The organism is Marivivens niveibacter (genome assembly GCF_002150005.2).
Classification (GTDB): domain Bacteria; phylum Pseudomonadota; class Alphaproteobacteria; order Rhodobacterales; family Rhodobacteraceae; genus Marivivens; species Marivivens niveibacter.
On the sequence record NZ_MSPP01000001.1, the window covers coordinates 431,727 to 451,448 of the forward strand.

A 19,722-nucleotide genomic window follows, 5' to 3' on the forward strand; every position below is an offset into this window, starting at 1 on the left:
AAAATAATGTGCCCCGCGCGATCTGGTCGCGCGGGGCTAATAGTTAGGCCGAATTAGACGCCGGATTTAACCTTGGTCCACAGGCGTGTGAGCAGGCGCTGCTCTGCTGGGCCGAATGGGGTGACTGTGTACAGCTCTTCTAGGGTATCTGCATCTGGGTAGATTGCAGTATCGCCGCTGACATCTTCGATCAGGAATTCCTGAGACGCTAGGTTGCCGTTTGCGTAATAAACATAGTTCGACGCAGCAGCCATGTTTTCAGCATCCATGATAAAGTTCAGGAATGCGTGCGCGCCTTCGGGGTTCGGCGCATCAACAGGAATTGCCATTTGGTCGAACCACATTAGCGACCCCTCAACTGGGGCGTTGTAGGCGATTTCGATGCCGTTATCGGCTTCCCATGCACGGTCGCGCGCTTGCAGAACGTCACCCGACCAACCGACAGCCACACAGATTTCGCCGTTCGCCAATGCGTTGATGTATTCGGACGAATGGAATTTCTGGATGTAAGGGCGGATCGCCATCAGAACTTCTTCTGCTTTGGCGAGCGATTCAGGGTCTTTGGCGTCTGGGTCCAGACCGGCATAAGCCAGCGCCGCTGGGATGATCTCGGTTGGTGCGTCCAGCAATTGAATGCCGCACTCTGCCAGTTTTTCCGCATTGGCAGGATCGAAAATCAGCGAAAGGCTGTTGATCGGGGCGTCTTCGCCCAGAATTTCGGCCACTTTGCCAGTGTTCACGCCGATACCTGTGGTGCCCCACATGTAGTTGATCGAATAGGCGTTGTCAGGGTCGTAGGTCGCGGTGCGTGCCTCGATATCGGCCCACATGTTTTCGATGTTCGGCAGTTGCGATTTATCCAGCGGCTGGAATGCGCCTGCTGTGATCTGACGCTGAAGGAAGGTGCCAGTAGGAACAACAATGTCGTAACCCGAACCGCCAGCCAGCATTTTGGTTTCCAACACTTCGTTCGAATCGAACACGTCATAGATCAGTTCGTAACCCGTCTCTTCTTCGAATTGGGTCAGCAGTTCTTCGTCGATATAGTCCGACCAGTTATAAACGCGGACTTCTTCGGCGGATGCGGTCGATGCGATGATCGCTGCAGCAGCCGTCATAGGTAGCCAGATGTGTTTCATTATATACTCCCAAGTTGGACGCCCTTTTTGTGGGCTTTTTCCTAATTTGATCAAAATTAGCCTAGCCTGCAAGTTTTCTGTCGTGCAGGGCCCGAATTCATCCCGCCACGTTGTGACGAAAAAAACAAGGAGCGGTGATGAAATGTTTTGCACATTGCGGGTAGTTGGCTGAAAAAACGGGCGTTTATAGCCTTGGTTTCCTATCGCGATGCGGATTTTGAAAGCTTTGTTTTACAATGGAATCTTTGGATCGTTTGGCGCGAAATTGCACAGCGTGCGGGTAGTTTGTTCAAAATTCAGTAAAATTTATGGCGAATCTTTAAACGCGCGTGGGTAGGGAAAATTGGCAATTTGATCAAAATCCCTTGACCCTGTTTCTGGCCATTCCTATGGTCCAAGGTGAACCGCAGTCGAACGCTGCGGAGTTTCCCATTTTTCAGGCGACCACACGTCCGGAGGCCGACATGACCCTAATCAGTACCCAAACCCCAACTGCCGAATTGCAAGCGCTGGATAGCGCCCACCACATGCACCCATTTACCCAAGGCGCTGGCCTTGCTGAAAAAGGCGCGCGCGTGATCACCCGCGCTGAAGGTGTTTGGCTGACCGATAGCGAAGGTCACCGCATTCTGGACGCCATGGCTGGTCTGTGGTGCGTGAACATCGGTTATGGTCACGATAGCCTGGCCGAGGTCGCAGCCCAGCAGATGAAAGAGCTGCCTTACTACAACACGTTCTTTCAAACGACCCACGTGCCAGTCATCCAACTGGCGAATAAACTGGCCGAAATCGCGCCGGGTGATCTGAACCACGTGTTCTTTGCGAACTCTGGTTCCGAAGCGAACGATACAAATCTGCGCATGGTCCGCGCTTATTGGCACGCCAAGGGCGAACCAGATCGTCAGGTCGTGATCAGCCGTAAAAACGCCTACCATGGATCGACCATGGCGGGCATGAGCCTTGGCGGTATGGCGGGCATGCATTCGCAGGGCGGCATCATTCAGGGCATCCACCACATCAACCAGCCGAACTACTGGTTGGAAGGTGGCGATATGACCCCAGAAGAATTCGGTCTGGCCCGTGCCCGCGAATTGGAAGACGCCATCTTGGAAATCGGCCCAGAAAAGGTTGCCGCATTTATTGGTGAACCCGTGCAGGGTGCAGGCGGCGTGATCGTTGCACCTGACACCTATTGGCCTGAAGTCCAGCGTATTATCGACAAATACGGCATCCTGTTCATCTCGGACGAGGTGATCTGCGGTTTCGGCCGCACAGGTAACTGGTTTGGTTTCGAATACTACGGCACCAAACCTGACATCATCACCACGGCTAAGGGTTTGTCATCTGGCTATATCCCGATCGCTGCTTCGATTGTGTCGGACAAGGTCGCGTCGGTCATCGACACCGTAGAATTCAACCACGGCTATACCTATTCGGGTCACCCTGTGGCGGCGGCTGTTGCGCTGGAAAACCTGCGCATCATGGAAGACATGAATCTGGTCGATTACGTGAAAAACGACATCGCGCCTTATCTGGCTGAACAGTGGCACGCGCTGGGCGATCACCCGATGGTGGGCGATACGAAAATCGTTGGTATGATGGCGTCGCTGGCGCTGACCCCGAACAAAGACACCCGCGCAGTGTTCAAATCGCCAGCAGGCACCATCGGTTACATGACCCGCGAATGCTGTTTCGGCAACGACCTGATCATGCGCCACGTGGGCGACCGTATGGTTGTATCGCCTCCGTTGGTTATCACCCGCGACGAAGTCGATGAACTGATCAAACGCGCTCGCAAATCGCTGGACGAAGCGTATGAGAAAATCAAAGCAGCCGGATTGTTCGAGGCTGCATAATGGATGTGCTGACTGCCAACGACCGGCCGGGTGAATATCCGGCCAGTTACTATGCCGCGACCTCTGAACCGCTGGCGCCTTTTCCATCCGCGCAGGGCGACCTGACGGCAGATGTCTGCGTGATCGGGGCGGGGTTTATGGGCCTGTCCACAGCGCTGCATCTAGCCAAACGTGGTTATCAGGTGACAGTGATCGAGGCGCAGCGCATAGGCTTTGGCGCATCGGGCCGCAATGGCGGGCAGGTGTCTGGCGGTCAGCGTATCCATCAGGACGAATTGGAAAAACTGGTCGGCCGCGATATGGCCCGTCAGCTGTGGGACATTAGTCAGGAATCCGTGCGCGTGTTGCGGGATCTGGATGCCGAATATGATTGCGGCGCGGGCTGGGTTGATGGCGTGATCGAGGCTGACCACCGAGCCCGTTTCGTTGCCGATACCCACGCCTACGTCGACAAAATCAACGCTGAATACGGCTATGACAAGCTGCGGAAATTGGACCGCGACGAACTGTATGACCTATGTCGTTCGCCTGCCTATCATGGCGGCGCCATCGATATGGGCGGCGGGCATATCCACCCGCTGCGGTTTGCGCTCGGCCTTGCGCGGGCCTGCGTCGATCTGGGCGTGACGTTCTATGAACAATCCCGCGTGTCCTATGTCGAAGAAGGCGATCCAGCCATCGTTCACACGGACGCCGCTAAAATCCGCGCGAAATTCGTGGTGATGGGCTGTAACGGCTATCTGGGCAAAATGCAGTCGCAGGTTGCCGCGCGGGTCATGCCGATCAATAACTTTATCATCGCGACCGAGCCGTTGGACGATCCTGACGCGGTGCTGAAAAACAATCACTGCGTCGCAGACAGCAAATACGTCATCAACTATTTCCGTCTGTCGGATGATAATCGTATGCTGTTCGGTGGTGGCGAAAGCTATGGGTATAAATTCCCTGCCGACATCGCCTCGACCGTTCGTCAACCGATGTCGCAGATTTTCCCGCAACTGGCGGACGCGCGGATCGATTACGCGTGGGGCGGAACGTTGGGCATCACGATGAACCGTCTGCCGCATGTCGAACGTCTGTCTGGAAATGTGCTGTCGTTATCAGGGTTCAGCGGTCATGGCGTGGCGCTGGCCACCATGTCGGGCAAAGTCGCTGCGGCAGCCATCGCAGGGCAGGCCGAACAGTTTGACGTCATGGCACAGGTGCCAACCCCGCAGTTTCCAGGGGGCGCGTCATTGCGCAAACCGCTATTGGTGCTGGGGATGGTGTGGTTTGGTCTGATGGACAAACTGTGATCCGTCTGGCAACGCAGGGCGATTTGCCCGCGATCCAGCACATCGTGCGCGACGCCTTTTCCCCCTACATCGTGGACATTGGGCGCGAACCTGCACCCATGACCGATGACTATGCGGCCCTGATCAATCAAGGGATCGTTTGGTTGATCGATGATTGCGGCGTCATGGTTTTGAAACGCCACGATGATCATCTAGAGGTGAAAACCATCGCCGTGTCTCCAGCGGCCCAAGGGCAGGGGTACGGACGCCAGATCATGCAGCATTGCGATGACGTGGCGGGCGGCAAACCCATCCGTCTGCTGACCAATGCCAAGATGATCCGCAACATCAGGTTCTATCAGGCCTGCGGGTATCGGATCACCGACAAACGGTCCGAGGACGGGTTCGACCGTATCTATTTCGAAAAACCTTAGTCTTTTAGCGACAGGCGGATCTGGTTGAACCCTTGTTCAATGTCCAAACGGATCGCGGTTGCGACGCCTGCTGTATCGCCGTCCTTTAGCGCGGCAATGGCGTCTGCGTGTCTGTCATCCAATGTCGCCGTGCCGAAACGTCCACGCATGACGCGCAGCGATGGACCCATACGAAGCCACAACGCATCCGCCAGTGCCATCACCGTTTCAGCCTGCGACACGGCATAGAGCGTGCGATGGAAATGGTAGTTCTGGATCAGATACGTCTGAATATCACCACGGTCGATTGCGCGGTTCAAATCACTGTCGATCGCCTCTAGCGCGGCAATATCGTCGGCCGTGGCTTTTTCGGCGGCCCATTCGGCCAGTTGCGGTTCCAGTGCCAACCGCGCAAAGGCGATTTGATCAATTTCTGTGCGGCTCAGGATCGGTAGGCCAACGCGGCGGTTGCCTTTGAATTCCAGCGCGTGTTCGGATGTCAGGCGGCGGATCGCTTCGCGGACGGGGGTCATGCCTGCGTCCAGTTCGGCCACCAAACCTTGGATCGTAACTGCTTGGCCTGGTTCCATTTCCCCGCATAGGATCATGTCGCGCAATCGGCGGTAAACGATCTGGTGAGCGGGTTCTTTGACCTGATCTTGTGTCACGCGGGGTGGCTCCTGTTGGCTGTCGGTTAATCTTGCCCGACAACTACACAATGATCAAATCGAATATCACTCAATCCCGTCAGCGCCGTATTTCAAGATGACCGGAACGACCAATTCTTCTTCGTCTACCAAATGGCGGTCTAAATCGCGGGTTACAACTGCCAATTCTTTGTGCAATGCACCCGCCCCGTCTATCAGTTTTGGCCCTTCAAGAGATTTGAGCGCTAGGTTGGCGACGTCAACAAAGCTGGCAAGGATGGGATCGATTTCGTGGTGGTCTTTGTCCAGAATATCAAATCCCCGCACCAATCGCGCGTCTTTTTGTACCAATATCGGAAAATAGTGCATGTCTTCGATCTGATGGTGCCCGTGCAACTGCTGAACAAACGTAGACCCGTATTGCGAAATCGCAGCGGCAAAACGATTGGGGTCACCTTTGTCTAATACATCTTCGGTCGCGGTGGTCATGGCGGACAAAAGGCGGCGGAACATGATGTGACGATCCAGCCAGAAACTAACCAGTCCGTGAAAATTGGGATCGGTTGCCCACATATCACGCGGATAGTCGCGGTACAAAACGCGCAGGGCGTCGGGCAGAGCTTCCCTTGATTTAAGGTCAAGTTTTTCCATCAATAATCCCTTTCGAAAAAGACACCGATAGAGGTTTCTCCATCCGATCCGAACCCACCTTTGGCGGTGATATCGCTGGTGATGTCCAGATTCAGGTTCACTTCGGTTTCGCCGGCGGCATCGACCGTTACATCGGTGTAGACGTTGTCGCTGATGTATTTACCGGCGCTGACAGCGGCGTTGCCGTCTTCGTCGGTCGTGACGTCTAGATCATCTAAACCGGCACCTTTGCGGATCGCGCCTACGATCCCTTCGCCACCACGTCCGGCCAAGGTATTCACGGCATTGGCCAATTGTAGCGCCTGAAACGCACTGATCGACGATAGATCGCGGCCAAAGATCAGTTGGGATAGTACTTCGTCTTGGGGCAGCTCTGGGCTGCTTTCAAAACTGACTTCGGGTGCGCTGGCTGGGCCTTCGATCACGACGCTTACGGTGGTATCCGTTGCTGTCTGGGTCGTTGCGACGAACCGCAGCACAGGAACAAAGTCGCCCTGCATCCGCACGTTGCCTTCGGTCAGGTTAAAACGCTGTTGCAAGATATCCAATCGACCACGGATAAGGCTGAACTGTCCCGCTGGAATAACCTGATCCGTGGTACCCGATAGGGTTAATTGCCCGCCCAATTCTGCGTCTAGGCCGCGGCCGCGCACAAAGATTTGGCTGGGTGCATTGATCACCAGGTTCAACGGATAGGCTGCGCCGCCCGAACTGTTCGTAGATGCCTCTTGGCCGGTTGCGGTCAGGCCTGCACGGTCCAGCGTTTGACGGACCACTGTTGATGCGCCGACATGCGTCACATCAGGTAAATCGCCCAATGATCCAACGGTTGAGGACGGCACCTGTACTTCGGTTTCGTCTAGATTGATAGCGCCTGTGATGGATGCGCCGCCTGCCAATGGGCCGTCGATCGCAATTGTTCCCGTGGCGGTGGTTTCGTATAGCGTTGGGTCGCGCAGAACCAGATTGCGCAAATCAACGGTCAGTGCCGCCGGATAAGTACCAGTCATGCCAATGCGTCCGCGTGCGTCTAACCTGCCGCCGTTCGACGAACGTCCGGTTAGGTCAAGGCGTACAGCTTCGCCCGATAGGTTGGCGGTGCCTGCAACATTGGTGAGCGATTGCCCCAGCGTTGGGGCTGATAATTCGCCCTCGGAAATTGTGATCGTTCCGGCAAGCGATGACAGCTCTGCGGGGCCATTAATGGATAGGTTGAACCCGGCTGTGCCTGCCAATCGGCGCGGCTCTAACACGCCGTTCAGCAAGGCGAGCGGCAGTGACCCGCGTGCGGTCATCGCCAAGTCAGTTCCGTTGACCTGACCTGAAACGTCCGCATTCGTTCCGCCCGGACCAGTGAGCGCCGTGTCGATCACCCAACGGTTGGGTGAAACCATTTGCGCGGTGCCTGATGCTGTCGCGGCGCCAGAAAAATCGGGTGTGAATAGGCCAATGTCGGCAAGGCGCGCATTGTAATTGGCCGTACCCGTTTCGCCGTCGGTGGACAGATTGCCTGTCGCTGTGACGTTCGGAAAGGCCACATTCAGGTTCGTCAGATCAATTTGATCGCCATCGCGGGCGACCTGAACAGAGACAGAGCCTGAACCGCTCAGCAACGTATCAACCGCATTTGTCCCAATCGCGGCGTTGCGCGTGTTTGCTTTGATCTGTGCTGTCAGGGCGGCAAAATCTGATGATGCTGTACCTTCGGCAGTGATGTCAGCAGCGCCATTCAGATCCAGCCCAGTAATTTGTGCGAATTGCGACAGGTCCGACATGTCAGCAGTGATTGCAAACGGCCCCGTACCAGTGGCGGGCAAATCCAACTGCGCTGTGATTGTGTCGTTGTTTAACGTCACATCAGCGGTTGCTGTTATCGCGCCTTCGGTTGTACGGGCACCTTTCGCGACGGCGCTGATGGTGCCGGTTGCGCCTGGCAATAGGTTGGATGTAATTGTGCTAAACGCCGCGTCGCCCGTCACGCCGTCTGTTGTCAATTCGGCGTTCGCGGCCAATTCGGTGTCCGGCGTTGTAATGTTTAGGTTTTCAATCCGCGTGCTTTGGGTGTCGCGGATGAAACGGGCGGCAATGTTACCTTGACCTGATAACATTTGGTCCAGCTGTTCGATGCCGATCGTCAGGTCATTGGTTTGGCCCGAAATCGACAAATCCGCTGCCGAGGTTAAGGGGAGGATGTCGCCGGTGACTGCAACCGATGCGTCTCCGCTAAGGTCAGGCATTTCGACCAAAGAGGCGAAACGCGACAGGCCCGAAACGGTGATTTGTGAATCCGTTGTGATGACAGGGTTTTCGCCAAATGTCGCAGTCGCGGAAATATTGGCATCGACACCAGCCCCGATCAACGTCAAGCGATCCACGGACAGCGGCCCATCTGGTTCGTAGTTCAGGATCAATTCACCGGATGCGGTGGACCCAACAGCCTGCGACATGGCCCCGTCATCAAAGGAAATGCCTTCTGCCGCATAATCGATATCGGCAGTGATACGACCTGATTGCGCGATTGTACCGCCACCCGTCAGCGCGATTTCGGGAATGGTGATGCCAGTGCGTTCAAAGTCTGAGGCAATAATGTTGGCAGTCCATTCGTCGCCTTTTTCAGCATCAAAACCAATGTTGATCGATGCAGAGGAAAGGTAAGTTTTGTCGCCGCTGATCGGCATAAGTAGCGGTAGGTCATCATCGCGTCCCAACTGGCCAACCAGCGCAAAGCGATCGGGCAGACCTGATGCGCCAATTTCAGCGGATCCAACCAGCTGCATCGATTGGGTGTTCAGCGCCAGTGTGGTTAGGTCGAACCCACCGTCCTCTGTATGCCCAGCGGCGCGTAGCGATACCTCTGACCCAAAGAAGTCGCGGTATTCAGGCAAAAATAGCGCGGTCACATCACCGTTCAGATCGACATCGAAACTGCGGGTCGATGCTGCGGTTTCGTCGGTTGTCGTGATCAAGGTGACATCGCCGGTCAGTCGGCGTTCGCCATTGGTGTCCAGTGACATGTTGGCGGCAAAGTCGGTGATTGGTGCATCGCCTGTTATCGATAGATCAACAGACGGCAGATCGGGCAAATCCAGTAGTCGTGCGGCAATGCCTGCTTCGCCTTCGGATAGGGTCAGGTTTAGGGCCAAGTTGCGGGTGTCATTGGAAAACGCACCTTCGAATACCATCACGCCAACCGCGCCATCCACACGCGACGCGGTCAATGCGGCTGATCCTTCGCCATTGGCAAGCGCGGCGTCGCCTTCGACATTCAGGGCAATCGCTTCGCCCAAAATTGGGGCGCCTAAATTTAGGGTGTCGATCAGCAGTCTGTCTACGTTCACCGATACGGGCAAGTCGGGTAAGGCGAATGGGGTTGTGCTGGCCGTGGCTGAAACATCAGTCGGTTCGGTTTCGGATATGGGGGCACGTTCGACCGTGATTGCGTCCGCGGATAGGTCGGCAATTTCAATGCGGCCGGTCAAAAGGGCGGAACGGTCCCAGTCCAAAATCAACCCTTCGGCGGTCAGCCAGATGCCTTGATCATCTGCGATGGTCAGACGTTCAATTTCTGCCTTACTGCTAAGCGCGCCTGAAAAACCGTAGATCGAAACCTGACGGCCAGCGCCGGATAGGTTGTCCTGCAAAAACGATGCGATCAGACCGCGATCAGATTCTTGGTCTTGGGCAGGTGCGACGGTCGGCAAAAGGCAGACCAGAATAATAGGGATATAACGCATTAGAAAGCCTGCCCGATACCAACATAAACTGAAAGGGATTTACCCGCATTGTCGCCCGATGCAGCGGTTGCAAGGTCCAGTCGGATGGGGCCAATTCCTGTGTAGTACCGTAGTCCAACGCCAGCGCCCGATTGCCATTCGCCATCTTCGAACGGGATTTCGGTTTCGCCAACAAATCCCGTGTCATAAAATCCGACAACGCCGATTGTATCTGTAATGTCGACGCGGGTTTCCAATGACACGGCCGCAAAGCTTAGCCCGCCAGTGGTCACGCCGTTTTGCGTCACGCCCAGCGATTTATAACCTTCGCCGCGGACGCTATCGCCGCCACCTGAATAAAACAGATAGTCAGGTGGTGCATTATTCGCATCCACGCCCAGAACGGATCCCAGTTGCCCGCGCAAAGCAAAGGTGACGTTTTGTTGTTCGCCAACAGATCGGTAAATGCGGCCATCGAAATAGGCGCGCCCACCTGATCCAACATCGCCTGTACCTAAAAACGGGGTCAGTTCCAGCGTTGAAAACTGACCTGATTTTGGGTTCAACGTATCATCGCGGCGGTCAATTGTGCCGGTCATGGGGAAGGTTAGCATCGAGTAATGGCGTACGCCTGATGCCTCTTCGGATCGGGCCATTACGAAACCAACACCAACGCTGTAGTCTGTGTCATTTTCCAACAGACGGGTGACGGTGACATCGCCCGAAAACTGGTCCAGCAGATAATTTGGTTCGTCTTCGTGGTTTAGGGCCAAGGACGCCGTCAGTTCGGTATCAATTGCAAACGGGCGTGGAACGGAAAGCGACACACCTGTTGAATAATCAATGCCGCCGGTTTCACCTGCTATGCCTGATACTTCGCCTTCGACGCGGAAACGCTGTGCGCCGCCCAAAAAGTTGCGGTGCATCCAGTACCCCGACACAGTCAGGCCGTCTACGGTTGAGAGCTCTAGCCCGAACCCGACACGGCGCGGGGCGGCTTCGGCGACTTCGATTTCGACGGGCAGTTGTCCGTCAATCACGGTGTCCGATTCAACCATCGCCACCGATGAAAACGCGCCCGTGCGGCGCAAACGTTCAGCGACCTGTTCCAAAGTTTGCGGCGAAAATTCCGCGCCTTCGGGGTAACCGATAATACGGCGAATGGCCCGTTCGCGAACGGCGTCATTCCCGCTGACGGTGAGCGGGCCGAAAACAGCATTAGGCCCAGGATCAATGCCGATAGTCGCGTTTATGATCCGATCTGTATGACGGGCGGTGATTTGTTGTGCGCTTACGGCCGCGACTGGATGACCTGCGTCTCGCCAGCCAGAAATCGCAGCAGATGCTGCATCACCAATTGCACCGGAACGGGCGCGTTCACCTGTTGCAAATGTGTCGGGCAGCTCTGTTGTGTCTGTTGTTGGCGCGATGTCCGCTGTACCAAATCGAAACGCTGGGCCGGTCGTGATGTCGAAGCGGACTTTTTCAATCGTGTCGGGCGCATCCAGCGGGGCGACGTTTGATGCCTCTTGACCATCGATAAGGATTGAAACGGTCCCTGCGTAATAGCCTTCGGAATATAGACCAGTCAGAATGCGGCGGTAATCTGCACGCGCGGCGGCGATGATATCTTGCGTGCTCGCGTCTTCTTCGTTGTCGATGATTGTCGCAACCAATGATGCGCTACGCAGCACGTCTTTGATGTCTGCGCCATCGACTTTGATCGACAAAGATTGCGCCATGGCTGGGACGGCAAGGCCGATAATCGCGGCGCCGGTTGCCAAGGGTAGTTTAAAATTCACGTCTTTTCCGCCTTTAGTGCAGCCCGTTTATCGGACGCTTTGTTCGGGGTCTATATGATCTGTACCGTATTCAAAATGATTGTTTCAGACTGTGGCCCGAACATTCAAAGGTTCAAGTCCGTCTAAGGTTTATTAGGCGATATTTTGCGCGAGTTGTTTCAGGTTCGTGATCGGATAGCTTGCCTTTGGGGATCGCAAAAAGGTATCTGATCCAAATGATCAAAACAGCCCGTCGCAAATCAATCGGATCGCAGCGCAACCCTGAAACTCGCATCGCCGTGCTGCAGGCCGCGCGGGATATCATGGCAAATGGCGGCATCGCCAAATTTTCCATCGAAGCGGTCGCGCGTGAGGCCCGCGCGGGCAAACCCACGATTTACAAATGGTGGAATGGCAAAGCGGGGCTGCTGCTGGACCTGCATCAATCGACAGCACCTGAGATCGAGGCGACGAATACTGGTTCGCTGCGCGAGGATATCGCGGGTTTTCTGGTGAATTTAATCGATCATTGGCACAGCGATGATGCGGGCGATATTTTCCGCGCCGTGATTGCCGAAGCGCAGGTCGACCAAAAATCTCGAACGGCATTTGGTGACTATATCGCAGGGCGCCGCGCGGTGCTGTCGGGCATGGTCGATGCGGCGGTCTCGCGCGGCGAAATCAGCGGCGGCGCGGATATCGACGTTTTATGTGACATCCTGTCGGGCCTGGCATTGCAGCGGTTGTTATCGGGCCGTGATCTATCGGTAAAAGAGGCGGGCGCGATTGCCGATGTCGTCATCGACGGGATCGTGGGTCAGTCGAACGGCGCGTCTTTGTAACCGACACCAGCTAGGTACAGGCCTTCGGGCGGGCAAACGGGGCCGCAGGCGGAGCGGTCGCATGCCTCTAGCGCTGTGGTCACATCGTCAGGTGTCCAAGCACCTGCGCCGACGCGTTCTAGTGTGCCGACGAAAGACCGTACCTGATTGTGTAAGAAAGACCGCGCGCGGACGTGGAAATGGAATTCCTGACCATTCGGGCGTTCGATTTCCACCACGCGCAATTCGTCCAGCGTTTTCACGGGGCTTTCGGCCTGACAGATAGACGAACGGAAAGTCGTGAAATCATGCAGGCCCAGTAGGCGATCCGCACCTGCCTGCATCGCGGCGCCATCTAGGCGGTGTTTTACCTGCCACACGAGCCCCGCATCATGCGCTAGCGGCGCGCGGCGCGTAACCAGCCGGAATAGATACCGCCGTTCGTGAGCCGAAAAGCGGGCGTGCCAATCGTCCGCAACCTTGGCCGCCTGAACGATCGCGACGGGCAGCGGTTTGAGGTGATAATTCAGCGCCTCTGACAGTCGAAAAGGGTCCCAGTCGCGTTCCATGTCGCAATGGGCGACCTGATGGGTGGCGTGCACGCCTGAATCCGTGCGCCCCGCCGCCGCAATAGTGTGATCGCGCGGTTCCAGTTTCGATAGCGCGGTTTCAATCGCGCCCTGAACAGAGGGTTGGTCAGCCTGCCTTTGCCATCCGGCAAAGGGGGCTCCGTGGTATTCGACCTGAAGTGCATAGCGTGGCATGGCGTTCGGATATGACGGTGCGGGGTGAAAATCAATCCGTCCTCTACACATGGGCGCGGTGAATGCCTATCTAGGATGCGAAGTTTTAGGAGATTGTTTTGCGCCTTTCTGATTTGGCCGATGGTGTTGTGCGCAGCGTAGAAACTGTTGCTGATACCGTCATACAGCCGTTTTCCGATCCAGTTATTCGTTTGGGTGTTACGGGGCTCAGCCGTGCGGGCAAAACGGTTTTCATCACGTCTTTGGTCGCGAATTTGATGGATCGCGGGCGTATGCCGCAGTTTTTGCCAGCTGCGAATGGGGCGATCCGAACGGCGTATCTGCAGCCGCAGCCTGACGATACGATCCCCCGTTTCCCGTTCGAAGATCACTTGTCCAAACTGACTTCCCCAACGCCCGTTTGGCCCGAAGGGACGCGGAACGTGTCCGAGCTGCGCCTGTCGTTGCGTGTTCAGCCAACGGGCATGATTGCAGGGCTGACGGGACCGCGGACGGTACACATTGATATTGTGGATTACCCCGGTGAATGGCTGCTGGATTTGGGGCTGCTGGATAAATCCTACCGCCAGTGGTCGGATGAAACGCTGGCGCGGATGCAGGGTCGCGATTTGGCGGCGGATGCGTTGGCTGCGGTGAACAGCGCTGACGGATCGGCTGTGTTGGATGAACCCAGCGCTGGGCAACTGGCGGGTGTCTTCACCGACTATCTGAATGCCGCGCGGGATGCGGGGTATTCGGATTTGTCGCCCGGTCGGTTCCTGCTGCCCGGCGATCTGAAAGGATCGCCCGTTTTGACCTTTGCGCCATTGCCAGAGGGTGACAAACCGCGTGGATCTTTGGCACGCGAATTCGAACGGCGGTACGAGGCGTACAAACGTCAGGTCGTAAAACCGTTTTTCCAGAACCATTTTGCTAAAATAGACCGCCAGATTGTGTTGATCGATGTGCTGGGCGCGATCCACCACGGCCCCAAAGCGGTCGAGGATTTGCGCACCGCCATGGCCGATATTCTGGCAGCTTTCCGTCCGGGGCGGAACGCTTGGCTGACGCGTCTATTGGGCGGACGGCGCGTGGATAAAATCCTGTTCGCCGCGACCAAAGCGGACCATCTGCATCACCACCAGCATCCAAAGCTGACGAATATCACCCGCGCGCTGGTCCGTGATGCGATTGACCGCGCGGATTTTGCGGGCGCGCAGACCGATGCCATGTCGATTGCCGCCCTGCGCACCACGACCGAAGATACGGTTGCCCATGATGGAGCGTCGCTGGACGTTGTGCGCGGCGCGCTGATCGACGGGCGGCAGGCGGCGTTTTATCCGGGCGCTTTGCCTGATGATCCGTCGGTGTTGTTGTCGCCCGCGCGTGATGGTGTGGAAAAATGGTTGGATCAGGATTATTCGGTCATGAATTTCGCCCCCGCGCCGCTGACACGCAGGGCAGGGGACGGGCCGCCGCATATCCGTATTGACCGCGCAGCGCAGTTTTTATTGGGGGATCGCCTATGACCAAAGGCCCCGTTCTGATCGATCTGGATCAGCCCGCTCCGAACCCGTCTGACGCTCCGATGATCGAGGATCAGCCAGTCGGCCAACCCGTGGCGATGCAACAGCTGGCCGCGCTGTCTCAGCGCAAACCGTCACGTGTCGCGAAATGGTTTTGGTCGATCCTAACGGCGACCATCGGGTTTGTTGTGTCGCTGGCCGCATGGGATTACGTCAACGCGTTGATCGACCGTTCGACGATTTTGGGCGGGATCATAACGGCTCTGTTTGCCGCGATGGTGTTCGTTCTGGCCATCGTTGCGCTACGCGAATTGGCGGCGTTCGGGCGGATGCGCAAGGTCGATCACATCCACAAACTGGCGCAAGAGGCGACCGCGAACCATGATCTGAAACAGGCTCGCAAGGTGGTCGATCAACTGCAATCGCTATACGCCCGTCGCGATGATCTGGAATGGGGGCGCCGCCGCCTAAAGGAACAGGAAAAGGACGTGTTCGACGCCGATGGCCTGCTGGGGGTGGCGGAAACGACTCTACTGGCCCCGCTGGACGCGCGTGCGCAAAAGGAAATCGAGGCCGCAAGCCGTCAGGTCGCCACCGTCACAGCGATTGTGCCGCTTGCGCTGGCTGATCTGTTCACGGCGCTGGCGTCGAACCTGCGGATGATCCGCCGTATCGCAGAAATCTATGGCGGTCGGTCGGGCACGCTGGGCAGTTGGCGTTTGGTGCGTAGCGTTTTGGCGCATCTGGTGGCCACGGGCGCTGTGGCCGTGGGTGATGACCTGATCGGGTCCGTCGCAGGCGGCAGCGCATTGTCCAAAGTGTCTCGCCGTTTTGGCGAAGGCGTTATTAACGGCGCACTAACCGCCCGTGTTGGTGTTGCCGCGCTAGAGGTCTGCCGCCCATTGCCGTTCAACACTCAAGCAAAGCCCAGCGTCACAGGCATCGTACGCCGCGCACTGATCGGATTGTTCGGCGGCGCGAAAGGTTAATCCACAGCTTTTTGGTCTGGGCTGCTCGCGGTGGCCTAGACTCGGCCCCTGCGAAGACCGATATTAACGTCATGAGTCTGCCCCCTGGATTTTTAGATGAACTGCGTACCCGCCTGTCGTTGACACAGGTTGTCGGGCGCAAAGTCATGTGGGACACCCGCAAATCCAATCAGGGCAAAGGCGACATGTGGGCACCATGCCCGTTCCATCAGGAAAAAAGCGCATCGTTCCACGTCGATGATCGCAAGGGGTATTACTACTGCTTTGGTTGTCACGCCAAAGGAGACGCCATTTCATTCGTGCGCGAAACCGAAAACGTCAGTTTTATGGAGGCGGTCGAAATCCTAGCGGGCGAAGCTGGGATGCCGATGCCCAAACGCGATCCGCGTGCGCAGGAAAAAACCGATCTTCGCGCGCAACTGTCCGAAGTGATGGAAGAGGCGGTCAAATTCTACCGCTTGCAATTGCGCACAGGGCTGGCGGCGGATGCGCGCGCCTATCTGGCGAAACGTGGCCTGTCCGAAGACGCACAAAACCGTTGGGAAATCGGGTTTGCGCCTGCGGGATGGCAGAACCTGTATGACGCGCTAAAGGCAAAGGGCATTGATGACAAACTGATCATCGGCGCGGGTCTGGCTAAACCATCGGACAAAGGCAAACGCCCGTATGATGTGTTCCGTAATCGGATCATGTTTCCTATCCGCGATGCCCGTGGCCGCGCGATTGCGTTCGGTGGCCGCGCGATGGACCCCAATGACAACGCCAAATATTTGAACAGCCCAGAAACCGCGCTGTTTGATAAGGGCCGCAACCTGTATAATCACAAAGCTGCGCGCGAAGCCGCCGGTAAAGGCCAGCCCTTGATCGTGGCCGAAGGGTACATGGACGTCATCGCCATGTCCGAGGCTGGGTTTGGCGCAACCGTCGCACCGCTGGGCACCGCGATTACGGATAACCAGCTGCATCTGTTGTGGCGTATTTCGGATGAACCGATCATCGCGCTGGACGGTGACACCGCTGGTATCCGCGCGGCGATGCGTGTGATCGATCTGGCCTTGCCGCTGCTAGAGGCGCCGAAATCCGTGCGCTTTGCCATCATGCCCGAAGGCCAAGACCCCGATGATCTGATCCGCGCAAAGGGCGCGCAGGCCGTGCAGGACGTGTTGGACAAGGCGATGCCGATGGTAAAATTGCTGTGGCAGCGCGAAACCGAAGGCAAAGTGTTCGACAGCCCCGAGCGCCGCGCCGCGCTGGATAAAATCCTGCGCGAAAAGATCAAAGTGATTCAAGACCCGTCGCTGCGCCATCACTACGGCGAAGCGATCAAGGAAATGCGCTATGACCTGTTTGGTCCGAAACGCAAACAGGGCGGCGGTTTCCAGCGCCGTCCATGGACACCGCGCGGGGCTGTGCCTGTTGCACCGCTGATGACGACGAAATCGTCGGCGATGGGGTCGGGGCAATTGAACGACGATAAACTGCGCGAAGCGGTCATTCTGGCGATCCTGATTTCTAACCCGACCGAAGTGTTGGCGTTCGAGCCTGATCTGGAACGCCTGAAATGCTGTGACCCGCTGCACTCCGATATCCGTGATGCGATCCTGCGTTACGTGGGCGAAGACGACCTGCGCGACCGCGTGGCCGAAGAAATCGGTCACATGGCCCTTGAAACCTTCTTTGCGGATCGCCATTTCCCGTTGATCCCTGCAATCCGCCGCGCTGGCGACAGTGAATTGGCCTATAATTCCCTACGCGAAGAATTCGCGAAGTTGGAAGCGCGCCGCGGGCATCAGGCCGAAATGGCCGAAGCATGGGAAGAATTTGAAACCTCAGAGGAGGAGGGGCTGACATGGCGTTTGGGCACATCTGCGATTGCCGCCGACCCAACCACCTCTAGATCTGTCGAAGACACATCCGAAATGGTCGTCGCTCAGAACGGGCTGGCGGTCAAAAAAGACGAAAGTGATAGCCTGCGAAAACTGGTTGAAGCCCTAAACGCGCAAAACGTCGGGCAAAAAAAGCAGGGTTCGTAACTGTTATCGATAAAAAACATAGCGTAGTGGTTGCGAATCGCGCCGCGAAACCGTTGATTCGTATAAACGCGAATCGGTGATTCTAGCTGAAGCTTTGAGGAACATTGCATGGCCGCCAAAGATAACGACGACTCCAAGGTCGAAGACAAAGACGACGAAATGTCCATGGATGTCAGTCAGGCTGCCGTCAAACGGATGATCTCCGAGGCGCGCGAGCGTGGTTACATTACCTACGACCAGCTGAACGCCGTTCTGCCACCTGATCAGGTATCTTCGGACCAAATCGAAGACGTGATGTCGATGTTGTCCGAAATGGGAATTCAGGTGACCGAGGATGAAGAATCCGAAGAGGTTGAAGAAAACAAAGGCGGCACCGATCTGGTGACCACTGGCGGCAACCGCGAGGTTGCCTTGTCCAGCGGTGATACCGAAAAGCTGGATCGCACAGACGACCCGGTTCGCATGTACCTGCGTGAAATGGGCAGTGTCGAACTGCTGTCGCGCGAAGGCGAAATTGCAATCGCAAAACGCATCGAGGCTGGCCGCAACACAATGATCGCGGGCCTCTGCGAAAGCCCGCTGACATTCCAAGCGATCACCATCTGGCGTGACGAATTGCTGTCCGAAGACATTCTGCTGCGCGACGTGATCGACCTAGAGGCGACATTCGGCAACCAGTTGGGTGACGAAGACGACGAACAGCCAGTAGTGGATACGTCAGCAGCGGCCGCTCCATCGGAAAAGCCGAAAGAGCAGGAACTGGATGCCGACGGCAATCCAATCCGCACCGACGACGATGACGATGATGATGAACAAGCCAACATGTCGTTGGCGGCGATGGAAACTGCGCTAAAGCCGCAGGTTTTGGAAACGCTGGAAATCATCGCACGCGATTTCTATACCCTGTCTGAAATGCAGGATGCCCGCATATCGGCCACCCTGAACGAAGACGGATCGTTCTCGGATACGGACGAAGATACCTATCAGAAACTGCGGTCCGAAATCGTTGTTATGGTGAATTCCCTTCACCTGCATAACAACCGTATCGAAGCGCTGATCGACCAGTTGTATGGTATCAACCGCCGTATCATGTCGATCGACTCGTCCATGGTTAAACTGGCTGACCAAGCTCGCATCAACCGCCGTGAATTCATCGACGCCTATCGTGGCGCCGAACTGGATCCGACCTGGATGGAACGCATGGGCGAAAAATCTGGTCGTGGCTGGCAGATGTTCTGCGATAAATTTGCAGACAAAGTCGAGGACCTGCGCAACGACATGGCCCAAGTTGGTCAGTACGTCGGTGTGGACATCAGCGAATTCCGCCGCATTGTTCAGCAGGTTCAAAAGGGCGAAAAAGAAGCCCGCCAAGCCAAAAAAGAAATGGTCGAGGCGAACCTGCGTCTGGTTATCTCGATCGCGAAAAAATACACAAACCGTGGTCTGCAATTCCTTGACCTTATTCAGGAAGGTAACATCGGCCTGATGAAGGCGGTGGATAAATTCGAATACCGCCGTGGTTACAAATTCTCGACCTACGCGACATGGTGGATCCGTCAGGCGATCACCCGTTCGATCGCAGATCAGGCGCGCACCATCCGTATTCCAGTTCACATGATCGAAACGATCAACAAACTGGTGCGTACGGGTCGTCAGATGCTGCACGAAATTGGCCGCGAACCAACCCCAGAGGAATTGGCAGAAAAGCTGCAAATGCCGCTGGAAAAAGTCCGCAAGGTCATGAAAATCGCGAAAGAGCCAATCTCTTTGGAAACGCCAATCGGCGACGAGGAAGATTCGCAGCTGGGCGATTTCATCGAAGACAAGAACGCGATCCTGCCGCTGGATTCCGCAATTCAGGAAAATCTGAAGGAAACCACGACCCGCGTTCTGGCATCCCTGACCCCGCGCGAAGAACGCGTTCTGCGTATGCGTTTCGGCATCGGCATGAACACCGACCACACGTTGGAAGAGGTCGGTCAACAGTTCAGCGTGACCCGCGAACGTATCCGTCAGATCGAAGCGAAAGCGCTACGGAAGCTAAAACACCCAAGCCGCAGCCGCAAACTGCGCAGCTTCTTGGATCAATAAATCAAAGCGCCCTTCGGGGCGCTTTTTTATTACGGCCCCTGGGGA

14 protein-coding genes are annotated in these 19,722 nt (G+C 56.3%); 8 read left to right on the forward strand and 6 right to left on the reverse strand.

What is annotated here, in order from left to right; translation table 11 throughout:
* Positions 1–53: 53 nt before the first annotated feature.
* Positions 54–1,139 (reverse strand): polyamine ABC transporter substrate-binding protein, encoded by a 1,086-nt coding sequence (locus BVC71_RS02215; protein WP_086449999.1) that lies wholly within the window; start codon positions 1,137–1,139, stop codon positions 54–56.
* Positions 1,140–1,603: 464 nt separating this feature from the next.
* On the opposite strand from BVC71_RS02215, the gene BVC71_RS02220 reads away from it, so the two are divergent.
* Genes BVC71_RS02220 through BVC71_RS02230 form a run of 3 tightly spaced genes read left to right on the forward strand, consistent with a single transcriptional unit; the run spans position 1,604 to position 4,703 of the window.
* On the forward strand, positions 1,604–2,995 hold the full coding sequence (locus BVC71_RS02220; protein ID WP_086450643.1) for an aspartate aminotransferase family protein: 1,392 nt from the start codon (positions 1,604–1,606) through the stop codon (positions 2,993–2,995).
* A complete protein-coding gene (locus tag BVC71_RS02225; protein ID WP_086450000.1) occupies positions 2,995–4,290 on the forward strand; it encodes an NAD(P)/FAD-dependent oxidoreductase in 1,296 nt (431 codons plus the stop codon). Before BVC71_RS02220 ends, BVC71_RS02225 begins: the two co-directional genes overlap by 1 nt.
* A complete protein-coding gene (locus tag BVC71_RS02230) occupies positions 4,287–4,703 on the forward strand; it encodes a GNAT family N-acetyltransferase (protein ID WP_086450001.1) in 417 nt (138 codons plus the stop codon). The genes BVC71_RS02225 and BVC71_RS02230 overlap by 4 nt, the downstream gene beginning before the upstream one ends.
* On the opposite strand, the gene BVC71_RS02235 is transcribed toward BVC71_RS02230, so the two are convergent.
* The 4 genes from BVC71_RS02235 to BVC71_RS02250 all read right to left on the reverse strand — a co-directional run bounded on the left by BVC71_RS02235 (position 4,700) and on the right by BVC71_RS02250 (position 11,495).
* Positions 4,700–5,350, reverse strand: a complete 651-nt coding sequence (locus BVC71_RS02235) for a GntR family transcriptional regulator (protein ID WP_240516751.1) — start codon at positions 5,348–5,350, stop codon at positions 4,700–4,702. The two genes, BVC71_RS02230 and BVC71_RS02235, sit on opposite strands and share 4 nt — an antisense overlap.
* Before the next feature lie 66 nt (positions 5,351–5,416).
* Complete coding sequence (locus BVC71_RS02240; RefSeq protein WP_086450002.1) at positions 5,417–5,980, reverse strand: hemerythrin domain-containing protein; 564 nt, start codon at positions 5,978–5,980, stop codon at positions 5,417–5,419.
* Positions 5,980–9,714 (reverse strand): translocation/assembly module TamB domain-containing protein, encoded by a 3,735-nt coding sequence (locus tag BVC71_RS02245; protein ID WP_086450003.1) that lies wholly within the window; start codon positions 9,712–9,714, stop codon positions 5,980–5,982. The genes BVC71_RS02240 and BVC71_RS02245 overlap by 1 nt, the downstream gene beginning before the upstream one ends.
* Positions 9,714–11,495 (reverse strand): autotransporter assembly complex protein TamA, encoded by a 1,782-nt coding sequence (locus BVC71_RS02250; RefSeq protein ID WP_133064477.1) that lies wholly within the window; start codon positions 11,493–11,495, stop codon positions 9,714–9,716. Before BVC71_RS02250 ends, BVC71_RS02245 begins: the two co-directional genes overlap by 1 nt.
* 215 nt (positions 11,496–11,710) lie before the next feature.
* Here BVC71_RS02250 and BVC71_RS02255 point away from each other — a divergent pair, with 215 nt between their 5' ends.
* Positions 11,711–12,316: a TetR/AcrR family transcriptional regulator gene (locus tag BVC71_RS02255; RefSeq protein WP_086450005.1), complete on the forward strand. Its 606-nt coding sequence runs from the start codon at positions 11,711–11,713 to the stop codon at positions 12,314–12,316.
* Here the strand turns inward: BVC71_RS02255 and truA are convergent.
* Positions 12,292–13,059 (reverse strand): tRNA pseudouridine(38-40) synthase TruA, encoded by a 768-nt coding sequence (truA, locus tag BVC71_RS02260; RefSeq protein WP_086450006.1) that lies wholly within the window; start codon positions 13,057–13,059, stop codon positions 12,292–12,294. The genes BVC71_RS02255 and truA overlap by 25 nt on opposite strands.
* 98 nt (positions 13,060–13,157) lie before the next feature.
* On the opposite strand from truA, the gene BVC71_RS02265 reads away from it, so the two are divergent.
* The 4 genes from BVC71_RS02265 (at position 13,158) to rpoD (ending at position 19,677) form a co-directional block, all read left to right on the forward strand.
* Positions 13,158–14,567, forward strand: a complete 1,410-nt coding sequence (locus tag BVC71_RS02265; protein WP_086450007.1) for a YcjX family GTP-binding protein — start codon at positions 13,158–13,160, stop codon at positions 14,565–14,567.
* Complete coding sequence (locus BVC71_RS02270; protein ID WP_086450008.1) at positions 14,564–15,553, forward strand: YcjF family protein; 990 nt, start codon at positions 14,564–14,566, stop codon at positions 15,551–15,553. The genes BVC71_RS02265 and BVC71_RS02270 overlap by 4 nt, the downstream gene beginning before the upstream one ends.
* A 71-nt stretch (positions 15,554–15,624) precedes the next feature.
* The gene (dnaG, locus tag BVC71_RS02275) at positions 15,625–17,586 is read left to right on the forward strand and encodes a DNA primase (protein ID WP_086450009.1); all 1,962 of its coding nucleotides are present in this window, start codon (positions 15,625–15,627) and stop codon (positions 17,584–17,586) included.
* Between the two features lie 108 nt (positions 17,587–17,694).
* Complete coding sequence (gene rpoD / locus BVC71_RS02280; RefSeq protein WP_086450010.1) at positions 17,695–19,677, forward strand: RNA polymerase sigma factor RpoD; 1,983 nt, start codon at positions 17,695–17,697, stop codon at positions 19,675–19,677.
* Positions 19,678–19,722 lie beyond the last annotated feature (45 nt).